Below are 25843 nucleotides of genomic sequence, written 5' to 3'. Positions count from 1 at the left end.
CTTTCATTCTTTAAATTTTAAAGCCACTGTATTTATTTCGAATGGCTTTACATGAAAGGTCAGTTTATTTCCCTGAAATGACAGTGCCTTCTCAGTTCGCTCCAGCAAGTCAGTTTGTCTGACTGAAATCAAGTCGCTGTAAAAGGTAAATTCTACATTGTCCTCCTTTCCCCAAATCTCATAGAACCTGATGATGACCTCATCAGAATCCTCGGCTTTTTTAATAGCAGATATGATGATATTGGGTTTGCTGACGGTCACAAAGGAACGGGATGCCGGTAGTGATTCTGGTCGCTGATGACTGGTTGTTTCAGGCATCCCCGTTTTTGACAATACCGGATAATTGAGTTCATAAGCACGCTGATAGGTGTTGCCTTCGCGCCATCCACCGGTATGAGGATAAATTGAGTATGTAAAAGTATGTTTGCCCATGTCGGCTTCTTTATCAGGCCATTTTGGTGAGCGGAGAAGGGTGATCCGCATCATACTGCCTTTTACATCAAAACCATATTTGCAATCATTTAACATACTGACACCATATTTCCCATCCTTATCAGTAAGGTCAATCCATTTATGCCCGCTTACCTCATAGCGGGCTGAATCAAAGGAATTACGATAGACTGTCGGTCTGACAATATAACCGAAAGGTATCTCATAGGTTGCGCTGTCATTAACTACCGACAAATTAAAAGCTGCTTTTAACATTTTATGATCCTCGTTCCAGTCCACATCATTAGCAATATCCAACCGTGCTATACCACGATAAAGTATCAGATCCTGAATGAAACGGGATTTGTTATATGCTTTTTCAATGCGTAATGCAACTTTCTGTGAAGAGTTTGTGACGACCTTGATTGCCAGCACTGAGTCAGCATTCCATTCCTCACCAGTATATCCGATATCCCATGCATCCCAATAGGCAGGTTTATCCCCAAAGATTTGAAGTATGTTCCCTTCACAGTTTTCCTGCAGTACCTGCCGGTTGTTAATCTTGTCAAAGATACTGCTGATATTTCCATTTACAGGATTTACTGTAACCCGAAGGAACTCATTTTCAAGGAAATCATTTCCGATCTTTAAAGGTGAGTCACTACCTGTCCTGTTCCGGCCTTCTCTTAGATAGAGCATTTTATAACCCGTGGCCGGTATATCAAGGCCTGTGATAACTATTTTACCATTAACGATTTCATATGGTATTTCTGTTTCTTCTGCATCATAAAGTCCCATTGTCTGTTTATAGTTCAATGGCGTGTTTATTTCCACAGCATCTTTCCGCGCATGTGTCAATGGATTATAAACGATCAGAGGGATTCCTGTGTTGGTTCCGGGAGAGGATTTAATCAGATTATCCAATGACCAGTTAATCACTCTTCCGGTCAGTTTCTGAACATTCTCATATTGTACTTTTGAATCGTCATACACTTCACCGATGCTTGATCCCGGTAGTATATCATGGAACTGATTAAACAGGGTGAGGCGCCAGGCCTCATTCAATTCATCTTTTGGATAGATAATCCCTGAAATCACCGAGAGTTTTTCAGCTTCTTCAAGAGATATCTCGCTGAGGCGGTTATTTTTTTTGTTGTGGGCCTGGGTGGTATATGTTCCCCTGTGGTATTCAAGGTAAAGTTCACTATTCCATTCCGGCAGGCTTTTATATTTATTCATGATGACATCACTGAAATTCTGTATCGAGGATTCCTTTACTTTAGGAAAAGCATCGACATTCTTCATGGTCTGAATGTTATCAATATTTTCCTGTGTTGGGCCTCCGCCATGATTTCCCACACCATAAAGAACCAGTTGATCGGAAGTGCCGGAAACCTCTTTATGTTTGATGAATTCCTTTGCTACCCTGTTGGGTTCTCCTGAATGAACATAGGTAAAAGGGAATATAGCAAGGACGCGTGAACCGTCAGGAGCTTCCCACCAGAAAATCTTATATGGAAATTCATTGGTATCGTTCCATGTCAGCTTTTGAGTAATAAACGAAGTGATGCCGGCTTTTCTCAATATTTGCGGTAATGTCCAGCAGTATCCGAAAGTATCGGGATCGTAACCGATTTTGACATCGACGCCGAATTTCTTCATAAAATAGCGTTTGCCATAAAGGAGCTGCCTCACAAGAGATTCTCCTGAAGGAATATTCAGGTCAGGTTCCACCCACATTCCACCGACGATCTCCCACTGACCACCATCAATCTTCTTCCTGATCTTTTCAAAATAGTCAGGGAAGCGGTTTTCCATCCACCAATATGTCTGAGCCTGAGATTGACTGTAAATGAATCCGGGATATTTATCTGCAAAATTCAATACTGACTCAAAAGTTTCATAACAAACCTGCACGGTCTCTTCGAATTTCCATAACCAGGCCATGTCAATGTGAGCATTGCCGGCAAAATAGATCGTATTCTTCTTCAATCCTTCAGCCATACCTTTCATTTCATTATAAAATGGAGCCAGAAGCCGGTCAAATTCTGCCCATTGTGAAAGCAGGTAAGCCTTGGTAAGGTTAAATACGGACATATCATTCAGCTGTAAGCTGTCGGGATAAAACAGGTGTGCATAGCCAAGGTTGGTACGGATATATGTTAATTTTTCTGCTAGTTCCGGCGGCATATTTCCCAAGTCATCATTAATGATCGCGTAAAATATATCCTCTCTTTTCAGCGGGAAAGAATAAGAGGCATCCTGACCTGACCAGGAGAGATTGACGAGAAATATTTTCCCTTCCTGCAGAACAGGAAGGAGGTTGTTTATACCAAAAGTAAAATCATAGGCACATCCCTCAGGTGAGGTCATCATGACGTCTTTTTCGTACACTTTAACACCACCTGTTCCGAGGCACTGTAACTTCAATTGGATATTGTCGGGATAAGGCTGCCCTAAAACCTGACATGATAGTCCAAGCTTAATACACCTGCTGTCGGCTTCCCTGATGAATTTATTATTAAAGGCAAGGGATTTAGCATAAATCCACGGGTGGACTTCTGGTTTCTGCCATATACCGCCCTTATAAGGATTTTCCGTACTATAAATAATATCAGAAAGACCGGAACCTTTGTTATCGGTCAGGCGCACTGACAGTGCAAAGTCACCTACGCCATTAACGACTTTTACCAGTAACCTATTCCAGCCTTTGCCGAGACGGGCAATGACCGTATCCTGATCGGGCCGCCAGCCTCTCCAGGCCATTTTGGAGGCTATCTTTTGACCATTGATGTAAATGGCATTGCCGTCATCGGATCCGACAAGTATGTTTACATTCTGCTCCAGATTTGAATAAATAAAGGAGAAAGCATAGACCGCGCAGTATTCAGTCTGCTCAAAATCCATCGACAGAAAATCGAGAGATCCATGCTGCCCGGTCTTTGCCGTAAACCAAGTATAACTTTCATAGATATCCCCTGCAGAGGGTGTGATCTTTGATTCATCATAAATGTATTCATTATCCAGCAATGACTCGGTATTGACATTTGGAAATGATCCTACCACAAGCCAGTTGCTGATGAATTGTTTTTCCTGTGCTTGAGAGGTCCACCAGATGGATAAAATAAAAATAATGATTGCAGGCTTTTTCATTTTTCAGGAATTTATTTGGGACATCATAAGATAAATTATTTCAATCAGTGAATTTAACATGTAAAGCTGAGAATTACATGGCAAAAAACCAAATAATTGAAAATATATTTTCATACAGATGATGCAGATGAAGACGCAGATGACCCAAAAATCTTTATAATTTAGTACCCTAAAATTAGTACCATGAATTTTTTGATTTATTGTGTACACACAACTTAACTTCTGCTCATTAATAATACTGATAGTGCTGATTATCATTTCAGGCTGCAACCCACGACAGCCTGATGAAGCTGATATCAGATACCTGGATATAACCGGAGAATTTCTGGGTCAGGGTGAGTCCAGCAGTGAACCGCGCCTGTTTGCTGCTGACATACTTTCGGCAGGAAAACAGGAGCGTGACATTTCTTTTTCGTATGAAGGCAAAGAACTTTTCTACACGATTTCGCAGGATAACCATAGGGCCATCATGCACACATACGAGGAGGACGGGAAATGGATTGTTCCTGTGATAGCGTCTTTTTCAGGCACTTACAATGATCTGCAAACCTGCACCGGCCCCTATGGAAAAGGTCTTTATTTTGTATCCAACAGGCCATTGGAGAAAGGTGCAAAAGACACGAGCAATTACGATATATGGTATACTTATAAAACCATGGAGGGCTGGGCTGAGCCAATGAATCTGGGCCCACAGGTCAACACTCCTGAACCGGAATTATCCCCCTCTGTAACAAAAGATGGCACCCTCTATTTCATCAGACAGACTCGTAATAAATCATTTAATAAAATATACCGGGCTTCATTTAAGGAAGGAAAATTTTCGGCACCCGAACGATTGACAGATACTTTTAACGGAATGGGAGATGCCTTAACAGCCTGTATCGCTCCGGATGAGAGTTTGCTGGTGTTCATTTCTTCAAAAAGGGAAGGGCTGGGAATGATGGATTATTATATTTCTTTCCGTGATGAAGATGGGAATTGGAGTATTCCTGCCAATATGGGCAGGAAGTTTAATAGTGAGGGTGATGAAAACTCAGCACATTTTTCTGCCGGTGGAAAATACATCTTCTTTACTTCTGCCAGGGCAGATTCAGTGGCAGGGGAAAATATGCATATTTATTGGGCTGAGACCGGCATCCTGAAAAGAATAAAATAAAATGGGCTATTCTTGTGTCAAATATGTTGCCTGTACATTTACACTAATAATGACTGCATCCTGTGGCACGACTATGCTGATTGACACTAATCTTAAGACAGATGCTACAATTATGCCGGTTAAAAGGACTGCTCTTTTCTTAGGTAAAGAAATCGTTTCATTCGGAACATATTATACCGGAAAGGTCGACAGGACGCCGACACTCAGTAGTATTCTGAACACTGAAATGGATGTAAAGACCCTGAAAGAAGACATCAGATTTGAAATGAAGGATGGCTCGACGAATAAATCCAATGTTTATTGTATCGGAAAACTGGGTAAAGAAGACCTCTCACTCGCCGGGAGACAAGACGATGAAGAAGAGGATGTGGAAAATCTGACAAATAAACAAAACAACACTTTTAAAGGCACAATTGATTATCAAAATAGTGAAAGTAAATGGCATTTTCTGATCATCAATTCATACAGCCTGGGAGGTGACACATCGTTAGGATACCTGTCAAACGGATCGCTAAGAATCAGCATTGAACAGGTGAATGTGTATATGTCAGGCCATATGACTGAGGACGAAAGGTTAGGATATGAGTATATCCTTAATAACGAAGTGATTGGTGCCATTGATTTTACCGGTCATGGCCGTGTTATCATGAAAAATGATGTACCCGGGGATATTAAGTTTGCCCTGGCTAATATATCGGCTGCATTATTCCTCAAAAGCGATCTAAGAGACAGTTACTAAATTCTGTTAACCTCCCTGTCATTTTGACCATTTTTCCTGAACCCTATCATGTTATCTGTTCTTTTGGCACGGATTTCCGGATGGTGCAGATTTTGACTATTCACCTGATCCCTTCAATATCGAGGGTTAAACCAATAGGAAGTTATTATGGATGATTTTTCGAAAATCGTCATCAATGCTGTTGACAAAATTAAGAATGCTGTAGTCAGGATAGATGTAATAAAAAAGCGACGATTATTGTTGAACTGGACATTTCCCCTATTGTAAAGAAATAATCATCAAAACGAAAAAACTACCTTATCAATTCGAATGTGAAAAAGTATTAATTTCGGTCAGGTTATAGGTACTGTATATTTTTATCGGAAACAGAAAACCATAAAATATTCACATGGGCGACCTGAGATTACCCTCCCGTATTAATAGCTGGTGGATTATCATTCCAATTGCTCTGATCGGGATGATTATTCACATTATCAGCAAAGGATTATATGATCTGCACCGGGATGAGTTATTGTATGCATCATTAGGTGATCATCTGGCATGGGGATATGCAACGGTTCCTCCTTCGATTGCCTTCTTTGCCGCTGTAGCCAGAGGTATCTTTGGAGATACGACATTCGCCATCGGATTTTTCCCTGCTGTTATTGGTGCTGTTTCGCTTATTTTTACCTGTTTAATTGCTAAGGAACTCGGAGGCCGGAACTGGGCTGTTTTTATTACAGGGCTTTCGTTTCTGCTGACTACTGCCTCACTGAGAATTTTTTCACTATTCCAGCCTGTATGTTTTGACGTCTTCTACTGGATATTTTCGTGTTATCTGATCATCCGGCTTATCAACTCCCGCGACCCAAAAATATGGATTTATTTATTCATCGTATGGGGATTAGCCTTCTTAAACAAGTATATGATCGTATTTTTTGTCATAAGTTTTTTTGTGGCTTTTTTCCTATCGCCTCACAGAAAACTGATCAGGTCATGGTATTTTCTGATTGGCATGCTGGCCGGATTTATAATCATACTTCCAAATGTGATGTGGCAGATCACACATGGGTTCCCCGTTATTCATCATATGTCTGAACTGAGGGATACCCAGCTAGTAAATGTCGACCCCGGAAGTTTTCTTTTGATGCAGGTGATGATGAACTTCCCTGTTTTGATCATATGGGTATTCGGTGTCGTATATCTCCTTTTCTTCAAAACTGCCAGGCCATATCGGTTTATCGGTTATCTGTTCATTTTAATTATCGCCACCTTTCTCCTCTTAAAAGGTAAACATTATTACACCGTTGGAATTTATCCGGTCTTGATGGCTGCCGGGGGTTTTGCAGCTGAAAAATATTTCAGCGGGAAAACGGCTTTTCTAAAGTACGTAATGGTTGCCTTGGTTATTATTATTTCATTGCCTCTGGTGCCTGTTGGTTTGCCTGTCTTAAAACCGGATAAAATGGTCAAATATGGCCATGTATTCAGCGAATATCTGTCACCTGAGTTTCTAAAATGGGAAGATGGAGAGATACACAGCCTGCCGCAGGATTATGCTGATATGCAGGGATGGGAGGAACTTGTCAGAATTGTTGCCAGCAAGTATCAAACTCTGAGCGATGAGGAAAAAGATTCATGTGTGATATTTACTGAAAATTATGGTGAGGCGGGAGCCCTGTATTTTTATGGCAAGAAATATGGCCTGCCGGAACCCTTGAGTTTTCATGAAAGCCTTATTTTCTGGGCACCGGATCGACTTACCGCCGACAAACTCATCAAAGTCGGGGAAACTGATGATATGGATCAACTGGTCAATAATTATGAGCTGATCGGCACCATAACCAATCCCTATGCCCGTGAATATGGATTACCGGTATACTATTGCTGGAATCCCAAACCAGCTCTATATCAAATCTATGCGGAAAAAGTAAAGCGATACAAAAACAGGTATAAGTGACAAAACGACCATGAATTAAATCTAAACCATGTGGTACATTTCAACTAAAGTATGTAAGACAAGCGACATTGGTGTCAGCGGTAACCTGTTCGGAGGGACTATGATGGCCTGGCTGGACGAGGCTGGTGCAACCCTGGCCTGCTCCTTGTGTTGCACGCCCAACATGATCACCTTGAAAATGGAAGAGGTCCTTTTCAAAAAGCCGGTTAAAGTGGGACAGCACATCCGCATTTATGGTAAAGCGGAACGTATAGGCCGAACTTCTCTCACCCTGTTTCTTGAGGCCCGGCTTTTTGATTTTCTTCTGAAGGAGGAAGATCCGGTTTGTTCAACACGGATCATCTTTGTGAAAATAAACGACGAAGGCACAGCAATTCCTATTGAAGAAGAGATCAAAGAAAAAATTATGAAAGGCAGGGCTTTAAGGAATTCATGCAAGCCATATCCAAAAAATACGAAAACCTGCTGAATCATCAATTATGATTGAAATAGCCATCTCTGATCAGCTAAAAAAACTCTGGCCAATGACCGCTGTAGGGTGTTTACAATATTTTGCCAGAGTTGGCCAGCACCAGTCAGATTTATGGAATGAAATAAATGCTATTTGTGACCAGATCATTAAAGAATTATCAATTGAAGATATTGCCCATTTGCCACATGTACATGATACCCGTGAAGCCTATAAGGCGGTCGGGAAGAAACCCAGCCGTTACAGAGTATCATCTGAAGCCTTGCTTCGCAGGATTATACAAGGAAAGGGTCTCTATAAAGTGAATTCAATAGTTGATATCAACAATCTTGTATCCATCCTATCCCATTTTTCACTTGGCACATTTAATCTCGATAAGATTCAACCTCCCATTGAATTTGACATCGGCAAAGAAAACGAAACATATACAGGAATAGGGAAAGGGTTGATAAATATTGAAGATTTGCCTGTCTTCCGCGATACGGATGGCCCTTTCGGGAGTCCGACCAGTGATTCGGAACGAGCCATGGTTACCCCAGAGGCAGAACGCTTTCTGACTGTTATCATTTCGTTCTCCGGAAAAACTGATCTGAATAGTACTATCGATATGCTGATAGATAATCTGGCTAAATATTCAGGAGGGTATTCCTTTGATAAAAGAATTGTGGAATAAAATAACTGTTGCATTTATGTGATAATCATTGTAACTTTGTGCAAATTATATGCTTGGCATGTTCCCACGTAATCTTTGTCTTAAAATGTACTCAAAATTCGGCAGGGGTTTATACCATTGCTGGATGATATAGCTTTTCCCTCAATCTTTCCCATCCTTTTTTCACAGGGCTTACAGTAGTTGTTATTTATTTCATTTTTTTATGAAAGGTCTGATTTTCAATATTATGCGTTATGCGATTCATGACGGGCCCGGTATACGCACTACAGTTTTTATGAAAGGTTGCCCGATGCGTTGCTGGTGGTGTCATAATCCGGAAAGCCAGCTTTCAGAGCCCGAACAAATCAACCGGCAAAGAACGCTCGACGGAATTGTGTTTGAAGATATCGAAATCACCGGAAAATGGATGGACGCTGAAGAAGTGATGGAAGTCATTAAAAAAGACAGGGTTTTTTATGATGAATCGGGAGGAGGTGTGACCTTTTCAGGTGGTGAGCCCTTGATGCAACCGGAATTCCTTGAGGAAATACTGAGCCTGTGTAAGACTGAACATGTCCATACCACCCTCGACACCTGTGGAATTGAATCCACTGAAGTACTGGCAGGATTGACGGACAAAGTCGATCTTTTTCTTTATGATCTTAAATTTATAGATGATGACTTACATTTAAAATATACCGGTGTTTCCAATACACCAGTTCTCGAGAACCTCAGGTTCCTGGCCTCTGAACACTGTCAGATATGGATCAGGATACCGCTGATACCAGGCATTACCGATACAGAAGTAAATCTTAATGATATCAGGGAATTTCTGTTGACACTCCCTTCAATAAAGAAAATAGATCTTCTGCCCTATCATGACATTGCCAGAAATAAATACATAAGACTAGGAAGAGAATACAAACTGCCTGCTGCAGGAAAAGTTTCAGAGGGGAAAATGGATGAAATCAAAAGTTATTTTTCTGAATCTGGATATGAAATAAACATTGGTGGTTAAAGTAACTATAACATGTGATAATAAAATGATCAGATATGAACGAGAGAATCAAAAAATTACGTGAGCGAAGCCTGAAGGCCATAAACCGGATTTCTCCTGAAAGAGCTTTGCTGATAACAGAATTCTATAAAAGTGATATAGCCCAGGAGGTTTCTATTCCTGTAAAAAGGGCTTTGTCGTTTAAATATATCCTGGAGCATAAATCCATCTGTATAAATGATGGTGAACTGGTTGTCGGAGAAAGAGGACCGGCTCCCAAAGCAACTCCAACCTATCCCGAGATATGTCTTCATTCATTGGAAGACCTTGAGATTCTGAATTTCAGATCAAAAGTGGCGTTCAAGGTCGATGAAGAAACAAAACAGATCTACAGAGATATAGTCATTCCGTTCTGGGCAGGTAAGACTCACAGGGACAGGTTATTCCATAATATGGATACAGAATGGATCTCAGCCTATAAGGCCGGTGTCTTCACAGAATTCCAGGAACAACGTGCACCTGGACATACTGTACTTGGAGACAAAATTTATAAGAGAGGGATGCTCGACTTTAAAGAGGATATACAGCGAAGCACGGCAGCGCTTGACTTCTTCAATGATCCCACAGCTTATGAAAAAAGAGAAGAGCTCAAAGCAATGGATATTGCGGCCGATGCCATCATTCTTTTTGCCAACCGTCATGCTGATATACTTGAAAAACTGGCCGATCAGGAGAAGGATGCGACAAGAAAAGAAGAATTGATAGAAATGGCTGGCGTTTGCCGTCATGTTCCAGCGCATGCCCCGCGCACGTTTCATGAAGCTTTGCAATATTACTGGTTTGTACATCTTGGCGTCATCACAGAGCTGAATCCCTGGGATTCATTCAATCCGGGACGTTTAGACCAGCACCTTTATCCTTTGTATAAGAAAGGTCTTTTAGAAGGTAGTCTTACCAAAGAAAGAGCCAGAGAACTGCTGCAGGCATTCTGGATAAAATTTAACAACCACCCTGCACCACCAAAAGTGGGAGTCACAGCCCTTGAAAGTAATACGTACACCGACTTTGCCCTCATCAATATCGGCGGACTTAACAAGGAAGGTAAAGATGCTGTGAATGAGATAAGTTTTCTGATTTTAGATGTCATCGAAGAGATGCGTTTGCTGCAACCCAGCTCAATGGTGCAGCTCAGCAAGCAGAATCCTGACAACCTGATAAAACGAGCCATAAAAATCATCCGCACCGGATTCGGGCAACCTTCCATTTTTAACACCGATGCCATAGTCCAAGAGCTGATGCGCCAGGGAAAATCCATCGAAGATGCCCGGAAAGGCGGCGCCAGCGGCTGCGTCGAAAGCGGTGCCTTTGGAACTGAAGCATATTTCCTCACCGGTTATTTCAACCTGACTAAGGTACTTGAGCTGACACTTCACAATGGATATGATGCGAGAACACAAAAACAGATCGGTCTTAAAACCGGAGACCCGGCCTCTTTTAAAAGTCTTGCAGAACTTATGCAGGCTTTTGAGAAACAACTCCGGTATTTCATCGATATCAAGATCAAGGGAAATAATATCATCGAACGTCTGTTTATCGATTACATGCCTGTGCCATTTCTGTCATTATTAATAGATGATTGTATCAGCAATGCAAAGGATTACAATGCCGGTGGTGCACGCTATAACACCAGTTATGTTCAGGGTGTTGGACTGGGGAGCATGACCGACATACTCACGTCATTGAAATATAATATTTTCGATCAGAAAAAGGTGAACATGGAGGAGATGCTGAAAGCCATTCAGTGTGATTTTAAGGGCTTTGAAGAGCTAAGGAAAGACCTTATCTATAATACGCCCAAATATGGCAATGATGAGGACTATGCTGATGCGCAGGCTGTAAGGGTATTTGATCTGTTTTATGACGCAGTGGATGGCCGCCAAACAACTCGCGGTGGTACTTACAGGATTAACATGCTTCCTACGACAAGCCATATATATTTTGGCAGTGTGATCGGTGCCATGCCTGATGGCAGGAAAGCCTGGCAACCCTTATCAGAAGGCATCTCTCCATTCCAGGGTGCCGATAGAAAAGGACCTACAGCCGTCATTAAATCAGCGGCCAAAATCGATCACCTGAAAACCGGAGGCACTCTGCTGAACCAAAAGTTCACACCTCACGTGTTGCAGGATGAAAAGGGCATCGACAGCCTGGCCCAGCTCATCAGGGGATATTTCCGGATGGACGGACATCACATTCAGTTCAACGTGGTGTCAGCGCATACACTGCGGGAAGCCCAGAAATATCCCGAAAAATATCAGGATCTGATCGTTAGGGTTGCCGGATATAGCGATTACTTCAATGACCTGGGCAAGGATCTCCAGGATGAGATCATCCGCAGGACAGAACATGAGACCTTTTAAAATTTTCAACATTGAATATTCATTTTACAATTTAAAGTTGAATATTGAATGTCGAATATTGAATATTGATTATTGATTTCCGATCGATGCGTTCAGCCACGCTCAAATCCGACTTACTCCTGCTCTTTGCTGCGGTGATCTGGGGTTTTGCCTTTACAGCACAAAGGGTAGGCATGGAATTTATGGGGCCGTTCCTTTTCAATGGCATCCGTTTTGGCTTGGGAGGGGCAGTGCTGTGGATGTACATTGCTATCAGGAAAAACCGCCAGGTGGATATCCATCCCGACCACATTCATAACCATAAAATGACCCTGCTTATAGGCGGAATTATTGCCGGATTGCTGGTATTTGCCGGTGCTTCGCTGCAGCAAACCGGAATGGTTTATACAACAGCAGGCAATGCCGGATTTATCACTGGATTGTATGTTGTTTTTGTGCCGATCATAGGATTGTTTGTCCGTCAAAGACCGCGGGTAAATGTATGGCTCGGGGCTCTGCTGGCAGCAGGGGGTATGTATTTTCTAAGCGTTACTGAAAAATTCCAGATCTCCAGAGGTGACTTGCTCGTACTGGGCTGCGCCTTTGTCTGGGCTTTCCATGTGTTGTTCATCGGGGTGGTATCCCCCAGGGTTGATGCGTTAAAGCTGGCTGTGATTCAGTACTTTATCACTTCCCTTCTGAGCCTAGTGATGGCCCTGTTTTTCGAAGAGATCCATGCTGAGGCTATTCTGAATGCAGCTATTCCCTTACTTTATGGTGGGTTTTTTTCAGTGGGCATAGCCTATACCCTACAGATTGTAGGGCAGAAAAAGTCTCCTCCGGCGCATGCAGCCATCATCCTGAGCTCTGAAGCCGTTTTTGCAGCCTTCGGCGGCTGGCTGATCATCGATGAAATGCTTACACCGCGGGCACTGGTGGGATGTGCGCTTATGCTGGCCGGAATGATCCTGGCCCAGGTGAGAAGGCGGGATAATGTGGCGATGTAGCGAAGTGACTCAAATCGAATCTTGTTATTCCATCAAAAATTCAAAAAAAATACTACTTTCGTTACATCGTTACATCGTTACATCGTTATATTTTACATGTTTATGTCAAAATCCCTTCGTCTTTCTGCTCCTTCGCACTGGCCGGCCATTGCCACCATCGACATGCATACCGGAGGTGAACCGCTGCGTGTCATCACAGGAGGCCTTCCGGAGATAAAAGGCGACACCATCCTGGATAAACGACGTTATTTCCGCGATCACCTTGATCATATCCGCACCGGTCTGATGTGGGAACCACGCGGACATGCCGATATGTATGGCGCTATTCTCACAGAGCCAACAACACCGGATGCTGATTTCGGTGTCTTCTTCATGCACAATGAAGGCTACAGCACCATGTGCGGCCATGCAATCATTGCCCTGACCAAGCTGGTTTTGGATACAGGATTTATTCAGAAGGAAGGGGATGTTCCTGAACTGATTATCAATGCGCCTCCCGGTAAAATCTATTCAAAAGGTCATAGAGAAGGCAGAGTAGTCAGAAAAGTATCATTTCGGAATGTACCCTCATTCGTCCTGCTGAAAGATCAAAATGTTCATGTTGCCGGTATTGGAGATGTAAAATTTGATGTAGCATTTGGAGGTGCATTCTATGCTTTTGTCAAAGCTGCTGATCTCCGGTTAGGAATGGAAATCACTGACCATGATCAGCTGATCGATTATGGGAGGCGGATTAAATATGCTGTCATGGACCAATATGTGATCAAACATCCATTTGAGGAGGATTTAAGCTTTTTATACGGGACCATTTTTATCGGGGATCCTGTTGACAGATCGCATCACAGCCGGAATGTATGTATCTTCGCCGACGGTGAGCTGGACCGTTCAGCTACGGGTTCCGGTGTCAGCGCGCGGGCAGCTTTACATTTCGCAAAAGACGGGCTGAAGCCTGGGGAAACCATTACCATCGAGAGCATACTCGGAACTACAATGGATGTATGTATCAAAGAGGTAACATCGTTCGGCCCTCATTCGGCAGTCATCCCTGAAGTGAGCGGAACATCCCATTTTACGGGAACAAATACATTTTATTTTGATCCGGAAGATCCATTGAAAAAGGGATTTATCCTGAGATAAAAATTTTACGGCCGATTAAATGACAAATGGCCATTGTGCTTTATATTCATTATCGGTTATTTTTAAAATGTCACAGTAATTTATTGAAATACAAAATAAACAGCATGAAAAACAGCATGAGATTCGTCAGCGCATTTTTGATTATCCTATGCATTTTCAACGGGATAACAGCCTCAACTGTCGCTGCACAGGAAGACAAAGACACTCTTTTTTTAGAGGAATGGCTGTCAGGCCTCAGGGACATAAAATTTGAAAAAATAGATCATAATGAGCACTTCAAGTCAGCTTATGTGCTGTATTTTACCCAGCCCCTTGATCACAATAATCCTGACGGAAAAAAATTTACCCAGCGGATCTATCTATTTCACAGGGATTTCAACAGGCCTGTTGTTTTTGTGACCGAAGGCTATGGTGCTGACTATGCCAGGCATCCAAAGATGATGTATGAACTGGCTGGCATGCTTGACGCAAACCAGATCGTTGTCGAGCACCGTTTTTTTGGAACATCGGTGCCGGATACATTACAGTGGGAGTATCTTGATATATTCCAGGCTGCCAGCGACCATCACAGGATAGTGGAACTGTTTAAAGGTCTTTATAGGGGTAAATGGGTCAACACGGGAATCAGCAAGGGAGGACAAACAGCCATGTATCACCGCTACTTCTTCCCTGAAGATGTGGATGTGACCGTCGGTTATGTGTGTCCTCTGAATTTCTCCATTGCCGATTCCAGGGTGTCTCCCTTCATGCAGAATGTGGGTGACTCATTATGCAGGGCCAGGATATTTGACTTTCAGAAACAGCTTCTTGAAAGAAGAGACCAATATTTCCCAAAATTTCTTGATATGGCAAAGGAACAAAAGCTGGTCTATTCCATTGGTGAGGAAAAAGCCTATGAAATAACGGCCATGGAATATGCTTTTGCCTTCTGGCAGTGGGGAGGGTGGAGCTGTGACTCCATACCCGGACCGGATGCAACGACGGAGCAGGTCATGAATCACGTAAATGAAGTAGCAGGTATCGACTGGGTTTCCGACCAGGGAATAAAACGTTATGAACCATTCTATTATCAGGCTCTTACTGAAATTGGCTTCTATGGTTATGATACCCGGCCTTTTGGTAATCTCATCAAATTTCTGGATAATCCGACTTTCACCTTCACCTGCCCGAAAGGAACTCAATGTGTATATAATCCAGTTCCCATGGAAGAGGTAGATCAGTTTGTCAGGCATAAGGCAAAAAATATGATGTTCATTTATGGTGAATATGATCCATGGTCATCTACATCTGTTCAGGTGTCGGGAGATAATAATGTGATCAAGGTGGTAAGGCCGGGTGGAGCCCACTCCTCAAGAATCGGCAACCTGCCTGAACAACAGAAACAGCTTGTTAAAAAAACATTGGAGCAATGGCTGAACATGGAGTTGAAATTATAATTTTTCAGCCCATTCATACTTCTGTGTCCATCTATGGTTAAAATTAAGATAATTATGAGAACATTCTTCATTTTTACTCTTTCATTCTTCATTCCGCCCTTGCCTGCACCGATATTATTGTCGGTAAAAATGCTTCGGCCGATGGCTCGGTCATCACCTCACATACAGAGGCAGCTCCTGACTGCCGGGTGAGGGTTATTCCAGGACAGACTTTCCCAAAAGGATCGATGGCTCCGGTTTATTGGGGCATACAGGATGTTAAAAATCCGCTGGACCAGTATGGTGAGATCATTGGTTATATTCCCCAGGTGGAAAGAACATACACCTATTTTCATTCCGGGTATTCACACATCAATGAGTATCAGCTGGCGATCGGTGAGACCACAATGAGCCAGAAAGATGAACTGAAAGTGTCACGTGAGAACGGAAAACAGATTATGACCATTGAGCAGGTCATGGTTTTTGCTTTGCAGCGCTGCAAGACAGCACGGGAAGCCATCAGGCTGATAGCATCGCTTGTTGAAGAATATGGGTTCCTGCCATCGTGCGGACCTGAGCCGGAAGCCTTGTGTATTGCCGATCCCCATGAAGCCTGGGTGATGGAGATCTTCAGCGTCGGACCTGGCTGGGAACCCGGTTACGGTAAACCAGGTGCTATCTGGGCTGCACAGCGTGTACCCGACGACCACATCGCTATCGTTCCCAACTGGAGCATCATCAAGGAAATCGACCTGAGCAGATCGGACTTTTTCATGGCCTCAAAAAATTACATGCAGATAGCTATAGACTTCGGATGGTACGATCCAAAAGGAACCAAACCCTTCATCTGGCAAGATGTATATTCTCCCCTGCCACGTGAATGGGCTACAAGCCGGTTCTGGCTGTTCTTTAAAACCTATGCTCCCAACTATTACAAATGGCCTGACAGGTCTCTTAAAACCCCTTTCGATGGTCAGCGACCCTATGTACAATATGTGGAACCTTTATCGATTTATCCTTTCTCTGTCAAACCCGAAAAGAAACTCTCCGTTCAGGATGTCATCGCTTTTCAGCGTTCGCTATTTGAGGGAACGATATACGACATGACAGCCGATCCCAACTGGTATATTCCCGACGCACAGGGAGGCATGAAACGCAGTGCGCTGGCAACCCCATTTCCAACCAGGGACATGCGTGAATTATTGAATATCACCTACCACCGAATGGTACCCCGCACCGGCTACGGTATGGTGGCGCAATTACGCAGCTGGCTTCCTGACGCCATAGGCGGTGTATATTGGATTTATCTCGATAACCCATATATCAGCAACTATGTCCCCATATATACCGGTGTACTAAAAATATCCCCCCTATATATGACCTATAATCCTGATCAATTTGATGAAGGCTCTGCGCGATGGGCCATCGATTTTGTCGATAACCTGCTTTACCTGAAATGGCAGGAGGCCATCAATGATCTGAAGGCTGTGAGGGATCCGCTTGAACAGACATTCTTTGGCGACCAAGCCGGTATAGAACAGGAAGCGCTGAAGCTGTATAATGAAGATCCTGCCAAGGTGAAGGAGTATCTTACCAATTACACACAGGATTGCATGGAGAAAACAGTCAGGATGTACCACGATCTCAGGAATCGGTTGATTTCGAAGTATACTAATAACAAGCAAGGGTTATAGTAAAAGGCTATTATCACAAAAACCATTGAAAATCAAATCTCTTTTCGCAATAAGACAGAAAGCTGAATGATCTTCCAGAATCCTGAAGTGAAAATGGGAAGCCTGGATATATCAGAATATGAAATATCTGTCAACGATAGTAAAAGGATCAGAAAATTCAGCAAGCAGCTCACCTGTCTGTCTGCAATAAATAATTGCCTTCAGAATATAACTGCGGCTTGAGGCGCATAAGAAAATTGTGTTACTTTTGCCTTTTGTGACACTGATAAGCCAATATAAATAGGGCTTATATTAGAAAAATTTTATATTGAATGATTATGATTAAAAAAATCCCGGGGATTATTTTTTTGTTTTTTGTTGCATGGTCATCCTATTCTCAGCACTTTCCGGCTGAGATGGAGAATCCTGAAATTGTTGGCATCAATAAAGAACCCCCGCATTGCACGCTGTTACCTTTTGCAGATGAAGCTTCTGCTCTTGCCGGCAACCGGGCGGCATCGCCCTATTATAAATCTCTCAATGGATTATGGAAATTCAACTGGGTTGAGAATCCTTCAAGGAGACCGTCGGATTTCTATATGCCCGATTTTAAGGAAAAAAACTGGAAAGAAATTGCCGTTCCCTCAAATTGGGAGCTTCAGGGGTATGGTGTTCCCATCTATGTGAACAGTGATTACGAGTTTAGCCTTACCCCGCAACCGCCCTATGTTCCGCATGATAATAATCCGGTTGGATCATACAGAACGACCTTTTCTATCCCTGATAGCTGGAATGACCGTCAGGTCATCCTGCACTTCGGGGATGTAAAGTCGGCGATGTATGTCTGGCTTAATGGTGAATATGTCGGATTAAGCAAAGGCAGCAAACTGCCTGCAGAATTCAATATCACCAAGTATCTGAAACCGGGAGAGAATCTCCTCGCTGTTCAGGTTTACCGTTATTCCGACGGTTCATACCTTGAATGCCAGGACTTCTGGCGCATCAGCGGAATAGAACGCGATGTTTTTCTATATGCCATACCACAGACACATATTCGTGATTTCTTTATCCTTTCTGATCTGACAGACAATTATAAGGATGGCCATTTTGATCTGAAAGCCGAACTCGTTAATTACTCGGGAAATTCAGAGGAAATCTTTTATATTGAAGGCAAATTATACGATAATCCGTCAGATGAACCTTTTTTAGCCTTTGAGGATAAGATACGTTTTGATACCTTAAAAACATTTCCATTTCATTTTGAAACAACGCTGTTCAATCCGAAAAAATGGACGGCCGAAACACCTGATTTATATACTCTTGTTCTGACATTTCGCAATTCACACGAAGTCCTTGAATCATTAAGCTGCAAAGTTGGATTCAGAACATCCGAGATTAAAAATGGCCAGCTGCTGATAAACGGTGTGGCTATACGCATCAAAGGAGTGAACCGGCATGAGCATGATCCTCTTACAGGCCATGTGATCTCGGAAGAATCTATGCTCAAGGACATTCAAATGATGAAACAGAATAACATCAATACCGTGAGGACATGCCATTATCCGAATGATCCACGATGGTATGAGCTGTGTGATCAATATGGCCTATATCTGATTGACGAAGCCAACATTGAATCTCATGGAATGGGCTATGATTCTAATAAAACGCTGGGTAACAATCCTCTGTTCATGAAAGCCCACCTTGACCGCATACAAAGGATGGTGGAGCGTGATAAAAATCATCCTTCTGTTATCATCTGGTCGATGGGCAATGAAGCCGGCGACGGTGTGAATTTCGACACCTGCTATAAGTGGATACACTACCGCGATCCATCCCGTCCGGTGCATTATGAACGGGCAGAGCTCGGGTCAAATACCGATATTTACTGTCCGATGTATCCTCAAATCCAGGAACTTATTGATTATGCATCAAAGTATCAGTTACGACCTCTCATCATGTGCGAATATGACCATTCAATGGGTAACAGCACAGGAAATATTTCCGATTACTGGAATGTGATCGAATCCAATAAGCAGCTTCAGGGAGGGTGCATCTGGGATTGGGTTGATGAAGGACTACTGAAAAAAGATGACCGGGGACGTGAATATTATGGTTATGGCGGTGACTTTGGCGCTCATGAGGTGCCGACGGATGGCAATTTCTGCTGCAATGGGCTGGTTTCTGCCGACAGGACCCCTCATCCGGGTTTGAAGGAAGTAAAAAAAGTGTACCAGTATGTTGGTTTCACAAACATCGACCTGATGAACGGTAAAATTAAGGTGACCAACAAATACGATTTTATCAACCTTGACACTTTTAATATTAACTGGCAGCTCGCAAAAGACGGCGAAATCATCGGTCAGGGCATCATTGAGAGACCCGATGTGGCACCCCATACCAGCAAGCTTTTCACAATTCCATTACCTCCGATCCAGTCTGTAATTGGAGAAGAATATTTCATTAATTTTTCAGTGACAGCCAGAGATGATAAACCCTTTATACCAAAGGGATTTGAGGTAGCCTCCGAACAGATCAGAATGCCCTATTATTCTGATTTCAATAAGTACACTGTGCCTGAATCTCTAACTCTGCAACTGGAAGAAAAAGGGGATAATCCAACGATCAGGGGCAATCAGTTCCGGATCATATTTGATCGAAAGACAGGCACCATCAGCTCATGGTTATATAACGAAACCGAACTTATAAAGCAGGGTTCACTACCTAATTTCTGGCGTGCCCCAACAGATAATGACTTTGGCAATCAGATGGAAAAACGTTGTGCTATCTGGAAACAGGATAGCTATACCCGTAAAGTTCAGGCGTTTGACATAAAAAAAATCAGCAAGGGAGAGATATGGATCGAGGTACTATACAAGCTGCCTGCTTCAGGTGCCACATGCCACGCAAGATATATTGTCCTTGCAACAGGCGATGTATATGTTCTCGAAGAAATTAATCCGGTAGCGGGCAGCAAACTTCCGGAAATGCCACGTTTTGGTATGCGTATGAAAATACCGGCGCAATTCGGGAACATGAAATGGTACGGAAGGGGGCCTCATGAAAACTATTGTGACAGAAATACATCGGCATTTGTCGGACAATATACAAGCACTGTGATGGATCAGTATTTCCCATATATCCGGCCTCAGGAAAACGGTTATAAGACAGATGTCCGCTGGGTGGCTCTGACAAACCAGCAGGGGCAGGGATTGCTGATCGCAGGATTGCCATTTTTCAGCATGTCAGCCCTTCCTTATTCTATTGAAGATCTGGACCAGGGCACAAAACAGAACTACCGCCATACCATTGACTTGGTCCCCCGCGATTTTGTCGATGTTAACATCGACTTTAAACAACAGGGAGTAGGTGGTATTGACAGCTGGGGTGCCAAACCGCTTCCCCAATACCAGCTGCCATCACAGCATTATTCGTTCAGCTATCGGATGAGACCCCTGACCGGAAATGAAGACCCGGAAAAAGTGAGTAAATTAATTTATGACACAAAAGGACTGAAGTAAAGCTTAGGATGAAATCATATCCTATTACAACTAAATAAAATGAAAAAGCCATTCCTTCAACTTTTATTGATCATGATAGTCATGCTTACCGGTTGGTCGTGCCGGCAAAAGCATGGATTAGAATCTCCTGATATCAGCATCATTCCAAAACCCATGAGCATAGAAACATCAGAGGGAGTATTTACTCTTAACGACAGTACGGTAATCCTGGCTGAACCGGGTAATGAGGAGGTCTCTCAAATAGCCGGCATGGCGCAGCTTATCATACAAACCTCAACGGGATTTAATCCGGTGCTCAGGAACATGATCTCTATACCAGCGACAAATGCCATCGTCTTCAGGCTTAATCATCCTTCTGTTAACACACTTGGAAAAGAAGGCTATGCTCTTGCGGTGGATGAAAACCACATTGAAGTCACTGCTGACGATCCGGCCGGAATATTTTATGGTATGCAGAGCATTCTTCAGTTATTACCTTGTCAAATTTACAGCAAGGAACTGGTCACTCCGGCTATTTCATGGACAGTACCGTGTGTGAAGATCACCGATAAGCCACGATATGCATGGCGGGGCATGCACCTGGATGTTTCCAGGCATTTCTTCCCAAAGGAATTCATAAAAAAATACATTGACCTCATCGCTATGCATAAAATGAACGTCTTTCACTGGCATCTGACCGATGACAATGGCTGGCGCATCGAAATAAAAAAATATCCAAAGTTGACAGATATTTCAGCCTGGCGTGTCGACAGGGAAGATAAACCCTGGAATGAACGCGAGCTGCAAAAAGAGGGTGAAGAAGCTACCTATGGAGGTTTCTATACCCAGGATGATATCAAAGAGATTGTTGATTATGCAAAAAAACGTTATGTGACAGTGGTGCCTGAGATAGAAATGCCAGGCCACACATCGGAGGTGTTTGCCGCATACCCCGAGCTGTCATGCAGAGGAGAGAAACTAACCGTTTTCCCGGGCTCCTACTGGCCTAACATCGATATTTTCTGCGCCGGCAATGAACAGGTATTCACATTCCTCGAAGATGTCCTTACTGAGGTCTTCGCATTATTTCCATCAGAATACATCCATATAGGCGGTGATGAAGCTGATAAGACCCTCTGGAAGGTATGTCCGAAATGTCAGAAAAGAATAAGAGAAGAAGGACTTAAGGATGAAAAAGAACTCCAGAGTTACTTCATCAAACGAATAGAAGCATTCATCAATGCCAAAGGCAAAAAGATGATAGGCTGGGATGAGATTCTGGAAGGTGGACTGGCACCGGAAGCAACGGTGATGTCATGGCGTGGTTTTGAAGGTGGCATTGAGGCTGCAAAGATGCAGCATGATGTGATCATGTGCCCTGTATCGTATTGTTATTTCGACTACTACCAGGGTGATCCTGAAACCCAGCCTAAAGCCATCGGAGGTAACACAACACTCAAAAAAGTATATTCTTTTGAGCCGACGCCGCCGGAATTAAACGGTGAAGAGGCAGCCCATGTCCTTGGCGCCCAGGGTAATGTCTGGACGGAATATATTGTCACACCAGAACATGCTGAATATATGGCTGTCCCCAGAATGACAGCCCTGGCCGAAGTGGTATGGTCAGATAAAGCATCACGCAACTGGGACGACTTTAATGAACGCCTGCAACAACAATTTATACGGTTCAACATGCTAAATGTAAACTATTGCAGGGGATCTTTTAAAATTGGTATGAAAACACGCTTCGACACCCTGAAAAGCAGCATGCATATTCTCTTCGAATCAGAGATCTATAAACCTGTCATACGCTATACAATCAATGGCAAGGATCCGGATCTGAAATCCAAAATTTACGGCGAACCGGTCAATGTAATAGCCAATACGACCGTCAAAGCAGGAATCTTTCAAAATGATACTCTCCTTGGAGGACTGTCTGAAAAAACGCTTGTCCTTCATGAAGGTATCGGGAAAAAGGTGATTTATACCGAACCATACAGTCATAAGTACCCGGGCGACGGAGACCGCACTCTCTTTGACGGTATCAGAGGTTCTGATTATTTCAATGATGGCTGCTGGCTGGATCTTTCTTCCTGTCTCCGTCGAGTATTTAAGTTCAATGAATGGAAATCAGTTTAATCCGCTTGCGACAATTGTAAATAACATCTCTCCGGCAGAGGAAAAGCCGATTATCAAAGACTTCACAGCCGAGTTCAAGCCGGTAAAAGCGCGGTATGTGAAAATTCTGGCCAGGAACATGGGTGTTTGTCCCAAATGGCATCCAGGTGCCGGAGAAAAGGCATGGATATTTGCTGATGAGATTATGATCGACTAAATAGGGACATTTTCTTGTATATATTTGTAACAGGTTTATTATCAGTTGTATGTCACAGCAAAAAAAGCTTTTCCTCCTTGATGCCATGGCCCTTATCTACAGGGCCTATTTTGCCCTCAGCAAGTCACCGCGGATGACATCATTTGGCCTTAACACTTCCGCCATTTATGGTTTCGCCAACAGCCTGTGGGATGTGATTAAAAATGAGAAACCTACACACCTGGGTGTTGCCTTTGACTCACGGGTACCCACTGTCAGGCATGAAGAGTTTGCCGAATATAAAGCGCACAGGCAGGAAATGCCTGAAGATATCGGCACTTCGTTACCATATATCCGGCGTCTCCTGGATGCATTCAACATTCCTGTTCTCATTGTCGCCGGTTATGAAGCTGATGATATTATCGGCACAATCGCCAAAAAAGCTGAAAGAAACGGATTTATCACCTATATGATGACCCCGGATAAGGACTTTGGTCAGCTGGTCACGGATAAAAGCTTTATATATAAACCCGGTCGAATGGGCGATAAGCCCGAAATATTGGGCGTGAAGGAGATCTGTGAAAAATACAATATCCGGCGTCCTGAACAGGTTATCGACATCCTCGGACTGATGGGCGACGCATCGGATAATATTCCCGGCCTGCCTAACGTCGGCGAAGTCACGGCAAAAAAACTTGTTGAAGAATTTGGTTCCGTCGAAAATGTCCTGAAAAATAGGGACAAGATGAAAGGCCGCCTCAGGGAAATCGTCGAGAACCACGCCGAACAGGCACTTTTCTCAAAAAAAATGGCCACCATTATCCTTGATGTTCCCATCAACTTCGATGAAGAACACCTGAGATTATCCAATCCGGATATCACAGCTCTTAAAGAGATTTTCTATGAACTTGAATTCCGGACATTTGCCAACAGGGTTTTTACCGACCTGTCATTGAAGGTCACTGATGAAACAGCAGAGGCACCCACACAAAAGGAGGAACTTTTTGCCGATGTGCATGAAATAACTGAAAAAACCCTGCCTTCCCTTGAGAAGAATACCATCGTCACGACACCTCACCGGTATGTCCTCGCCGATACTCCTGAAACGAGGCAAAACCTGATCACTGATCTCATACAACAGTCCTCGGTATGTTTTGACACTGAAACAACGGGGCTGGATCCGAATAACTCGGAACTCATCGGCATCTCTTTTTCCTTCAAGCCTCATGAAGCCTGGTATGTGACCATCCCCGGCAACTACCACGAAGCCTGCCAGGTGGTTAATGAATTCAGATGCGTGTTTGAAGATCCGTCCATTGAAAAAATCGGGCAAAACCTGAAGTTTGATATTTCCATCCTGAAATGGTATGACATGGAAGTAAAAGGTAAGTTATTCGACACCATGCTGGCGCATTATGTCATTCAGCCCGACTTGCGTCATAACATGGACTTCCTTTCGGAGACATACCTCAACTATAAACCGGTTCCCATTGAAAGCCTGATAGGAAAAAAGAGTGAGGGGCAGCTCAGCATGCGGGTTATTGATATTGAAACGGTAAAAGACTATTCGGCCGAGGATGCCGACGTCACGCTTCAGCTCAAATATGTGTTTGAACCCATGATGCAGGAAGCCAATACCCGTGAGCTTTTCGACACAATTGAGATGCCCCTTGTGCCGGTGCTGGCAGCCATGGAAGCTGAAGGAATTAACATCGATCCCAATGTGCTCACCGAATACTCTGTTCAGCTCAGGGATCAGATTAAGGATCTGGAGAGGATCATTCATGAGCAGGCAGGCATGGAATTTAACATCTCCTCGCCGAAACAACTGGGTGAAGTGCTCTATGAAAAGCTTCAGATATCGGGCAATCCGAAGCTGACCAAAACAAAACAATATTCAACCAGTGAAGATGTGCTGCAAAAAATGTCGTACAGGCATCCGATCATTCAGAATATCCTTGACTATCGTTCACTCACGAAACTGAAATCGACCTATGTGGATGTTTTGCCGGCACTTGCCAACCCACGTACAGGACGTATCCACTCCTCTTTCAACCAGGCAGTGGCGGCAACAGGGCGGCTGAGCTCCAACAATCCCAACATGCAGAACATCCCAGTGCGGACCGAGAAAGGGCGGGAAATACGTAAGGCTTTTGTTCCCAGAAATAGCGATTATACCCTTTTATCTGTGGACTATTCCCAGATAGAACTGCGCATCATCGCCGAAATGAGCGGTGATGAAGGTATGATCGAAGCCTTCCGCCAGGGGCTCGACATACATGCTGCCACAGCTGCCAGGGTATTTGGCGTGCCCCTCAGCGAAGTCAATGGTGACATGCGCCGTAAGGCTAAAACCGTGAACTTCGGCATCATCTATGGCATTTCCGCCTTCGGCCTGTCGGAACGATTGAATATCCCGCGGAAAGAATCTGCCGACATCATTGCCCAGTATTTTACCCAGTATCCGCGAATAAAACAATATATGGATGACACCATTGCCTTTGCCCGCGCTAACGGATATGTAGAAACGATCATGAAACGGAGGCGATATATACGCGACATCACATCAGGCAATGCCGTGGTCAGGGGCTTCGCCGAACGAAATGCCATCAACGCCCCTATACAGGGCTCAGCAGCCGATATGATTAAAATTGCCATGATCAGCATCTTTAATGAATTGCAGAAACGCGGGCTCAGGACAAAGATGATACTTCAGGTCCATGACGAATTGGTCTTCGATATGCCAAAGGATGAAGCCAACATCATCATGCCAGTCATCCGTGAAAAAATGACCACCGCTATACCCATGCGGGTACAGATAGATGTAGAAATGAAGACAGGCGACAACTGGCTTGACGCACATTGAT

17 protein-coding genes are annotated in these 25843 nt (G+C 43.5%); 16 read left to right on the top strand and 1 reads right to left on the bottom strand.

From position 1 onward, the window contains the following. Nucleotides 1-3: 3 nt before the first annotated feature. The gene (locus NT175_10160) at nucleotides 4-3582 is read right to left on the bottom strand and encodes an alpha-mannosidase (GenBank protein MCX6235066.1); all 3579 of its coding nucleotides are present in this window, start codon (nucleotides 3580-3582) and stop codon (nucleotides 4-6) included. Between the two features lie 244 nt (nucleotides 3583-3826). Here NT175_10160 and NT175_10155 point away from each other — a divergent pair, with 244 nt between their 5' ends. The 16 genes from NT175_10155 to polA all read left to right on the top strand — a co-directional run bounded on the left by NT175_10155 (nucleotide 3827) and on the right by polA (nucleotide 25842). Next, nucleotides 3827-4738, top strand: a complete 912-nt coding sequence (locus NT175_10155; protein MCX6235065.1) for a hypothetical protein — start codon at nucleotides 3827-3829, stop codon at nucleotides 4736-4738. Nucleotide 4739: 1 nt separating this feature from the next. Next, on the top strand, nucleotides 4740-5477 hold the full coding sequence (locus tag NT175_10150) for a hypothetical protein (protein MCX6235064.1): 738 nt from the start codon (nucleotides 4740-4742) through the stop codon (nucleotides 5475-5477). A gap of 388 nt (nucleotides 5478-5865) precedes the next feature. After that, nucleotides 5866-7416: a glycosyltransferase family 39 protein gene (locus NT175_10145; GenBank protein ID MCX6235063.1), complete on the top strand. Its 1551-nt coding sequence runs from the start codon at nucleotides 5866-5868 to the stop codon at nucleotides 7414-7416. 28 nt (nucleotides 7417-7444) lie between these two features. Next, a complete protein-coding gene (locus tag NT175_10140; GenBank protein ID MCX6235062.1) occupies nucleotides 7445-7885 on the top strand; it encodes an acyl-CoA thioesterase in 441 nt (146 codons plus the stop codon). A 10-nt stretch (nucleotides 7886-7895) separates the two neighbouring features. After that, complete coding sequence (locus NT175_10135) at nucleotides 7896-8558, top strand: phenylalanine--tRNA ligase beta subunit-related protein (protein MCX6235061.1); 663 nt, start codon at nucleotides 7896-7898, stop codon at nucleotides 8556-8558. Nucleotides 8559-8760: 202 nt separating this feature from the next. Beyond that, the gene (locus NT175_10130) at nucleotides 8761-9555 is read left to right on the top strand and encodes a glycyl-radical enzyme activating protein (GenBank protein ID MCX6235060.1); all 795 of its coding nucleotides are present in this window, start codon (nucleotides 8761-8763) and stop codon (nucleotides 9553-9555) included. Nucleotides 9556-9590: 35 nt separating this feature from the next. Then, entirely contained in the window at nucleotides 9591-11954 is a 2364-nt protein-coding gene (locus NT175_10125; protein MCX6235059.1) for a glycyl radical protein, read from the top strand. Nucleotides 11955-12040: 86 nt separating this feature from the next. Then, on the top strand, nucleotides 12041-12940 hold the full coding sequence (locus NT175_10120) for a DMT family transporter (GenBank protein MCX6235058.1): 900 nt from the start codon (nucleotides 12041-12043) through the stop codon (nucleotides 12938-12940). Nucleotides 12941-13042: 102 nt separating this feature from the next. Further along, entirely contained in the window at nucleotides 13043-14077 is a 1035-nt protein-coding gene (locus NT175_10115; protein MCX6235057.1) for a proline racemase family protein, read from the top strand. A gap of 104 nt (nucleotides 14078-14181) precedes the next feature. Further along, a complete protein-coding gene (locus tag NT175_10110) occupies nucleotides 14182-15513 on the top strand; it encodes a S28 family serine protease (GenBank protein ID MCX6235056.1) in 1332 nt (443 codons plus the stop codon). Between the two features lie 62 nt (nucleotides 15514-15575). Next, nucleotides 15576-17186 (top strand): C69 family dipeptidase, encoded by a 1611-nt coding sequence (locus tag NT175_10105; GenBank protein MCX6235055.1) that lies wholly within the window; start codon nucleotides 15576-15578, stop codon nucleotides 17184-17186. A gap of 66 nt (nucleotides 17187-17252) precedes the next feature. Further along, nucleotides 17253-17408: a hypothetical protein gene (locus NT175_10100; GenBank protein MCX6235054.1), complete on the top strand. Its 156-nt coding sequence runs from the start codon at nucleotides 17253-17255 to the stop codon at nucleotides 17406-17408. A gap of 95 nt (nucleotides 17409-17503) precedes the next feature. Then, complete coding sequence (locus NT175_10095; GenBank protein MCX6235053.1) at nucleotides 17504-20683, top strand: DUF4981 domain-containing protein; 3180 nt, start codon at nucleotides 17504-17506, stop codon at nucleotides 20681-20683. A 39-nt stretch (nucleotides 20684-20722) separates the two neighbouring features. Next, on the top strand, nucleotides 20723-22801 hold the full coding sequence (locus NT175_10090) for a family 20 glycosylhydrolase (GenBank protein ID MCX6235052.1): 2079 nt from the start codon (nucleotides 20723-20725) through the stop codon (nucleotides 22799-22801). Beyond that, nucleotides 22782-22997 carry a hypothetical protein gene (locus tag NT175_10085; GenBank protein ID MCX6235051.1) on the top strand — a complete coding sequence of 72 codons (216 nt, stop codon included), beginning with the start codon at nucleotides 22782-22784 and terminating at the stop codon, nucleotides 22995-22997. Before NT175_10090 ends, NT175_10085 begins: the two co-directional genes overlap by 20 nt. 49 nt (nucleotides 22998-23046) lie before the next feature. Next, nucleotides 23047-25842: a DNA polymerase I gene (gene polA, locus NT175_10080; protein MCX6235050.1), complete on the top strand. Its 2796-nt coding sequence runs from the start codon at nucleotides 23047-23049 to the stop codon at nucleotides 25840-25842. Nucleotide 25843: the final 1 nt, after the last annotated feature.

It is taken from the genome of Bacteroidota bacterium, from assembly GCA_026391695.1.
Lineage (GTDB): Bacteria > Bacteroidota > Bacteroidia > Bacteroidales > JAGONC01 > JAPLDP01.
The sequence above is the reverse complement of the archived record's forward strand: the minus strand, read 5'-3'. Positions and strand labels throughout refer to the sequence as shown.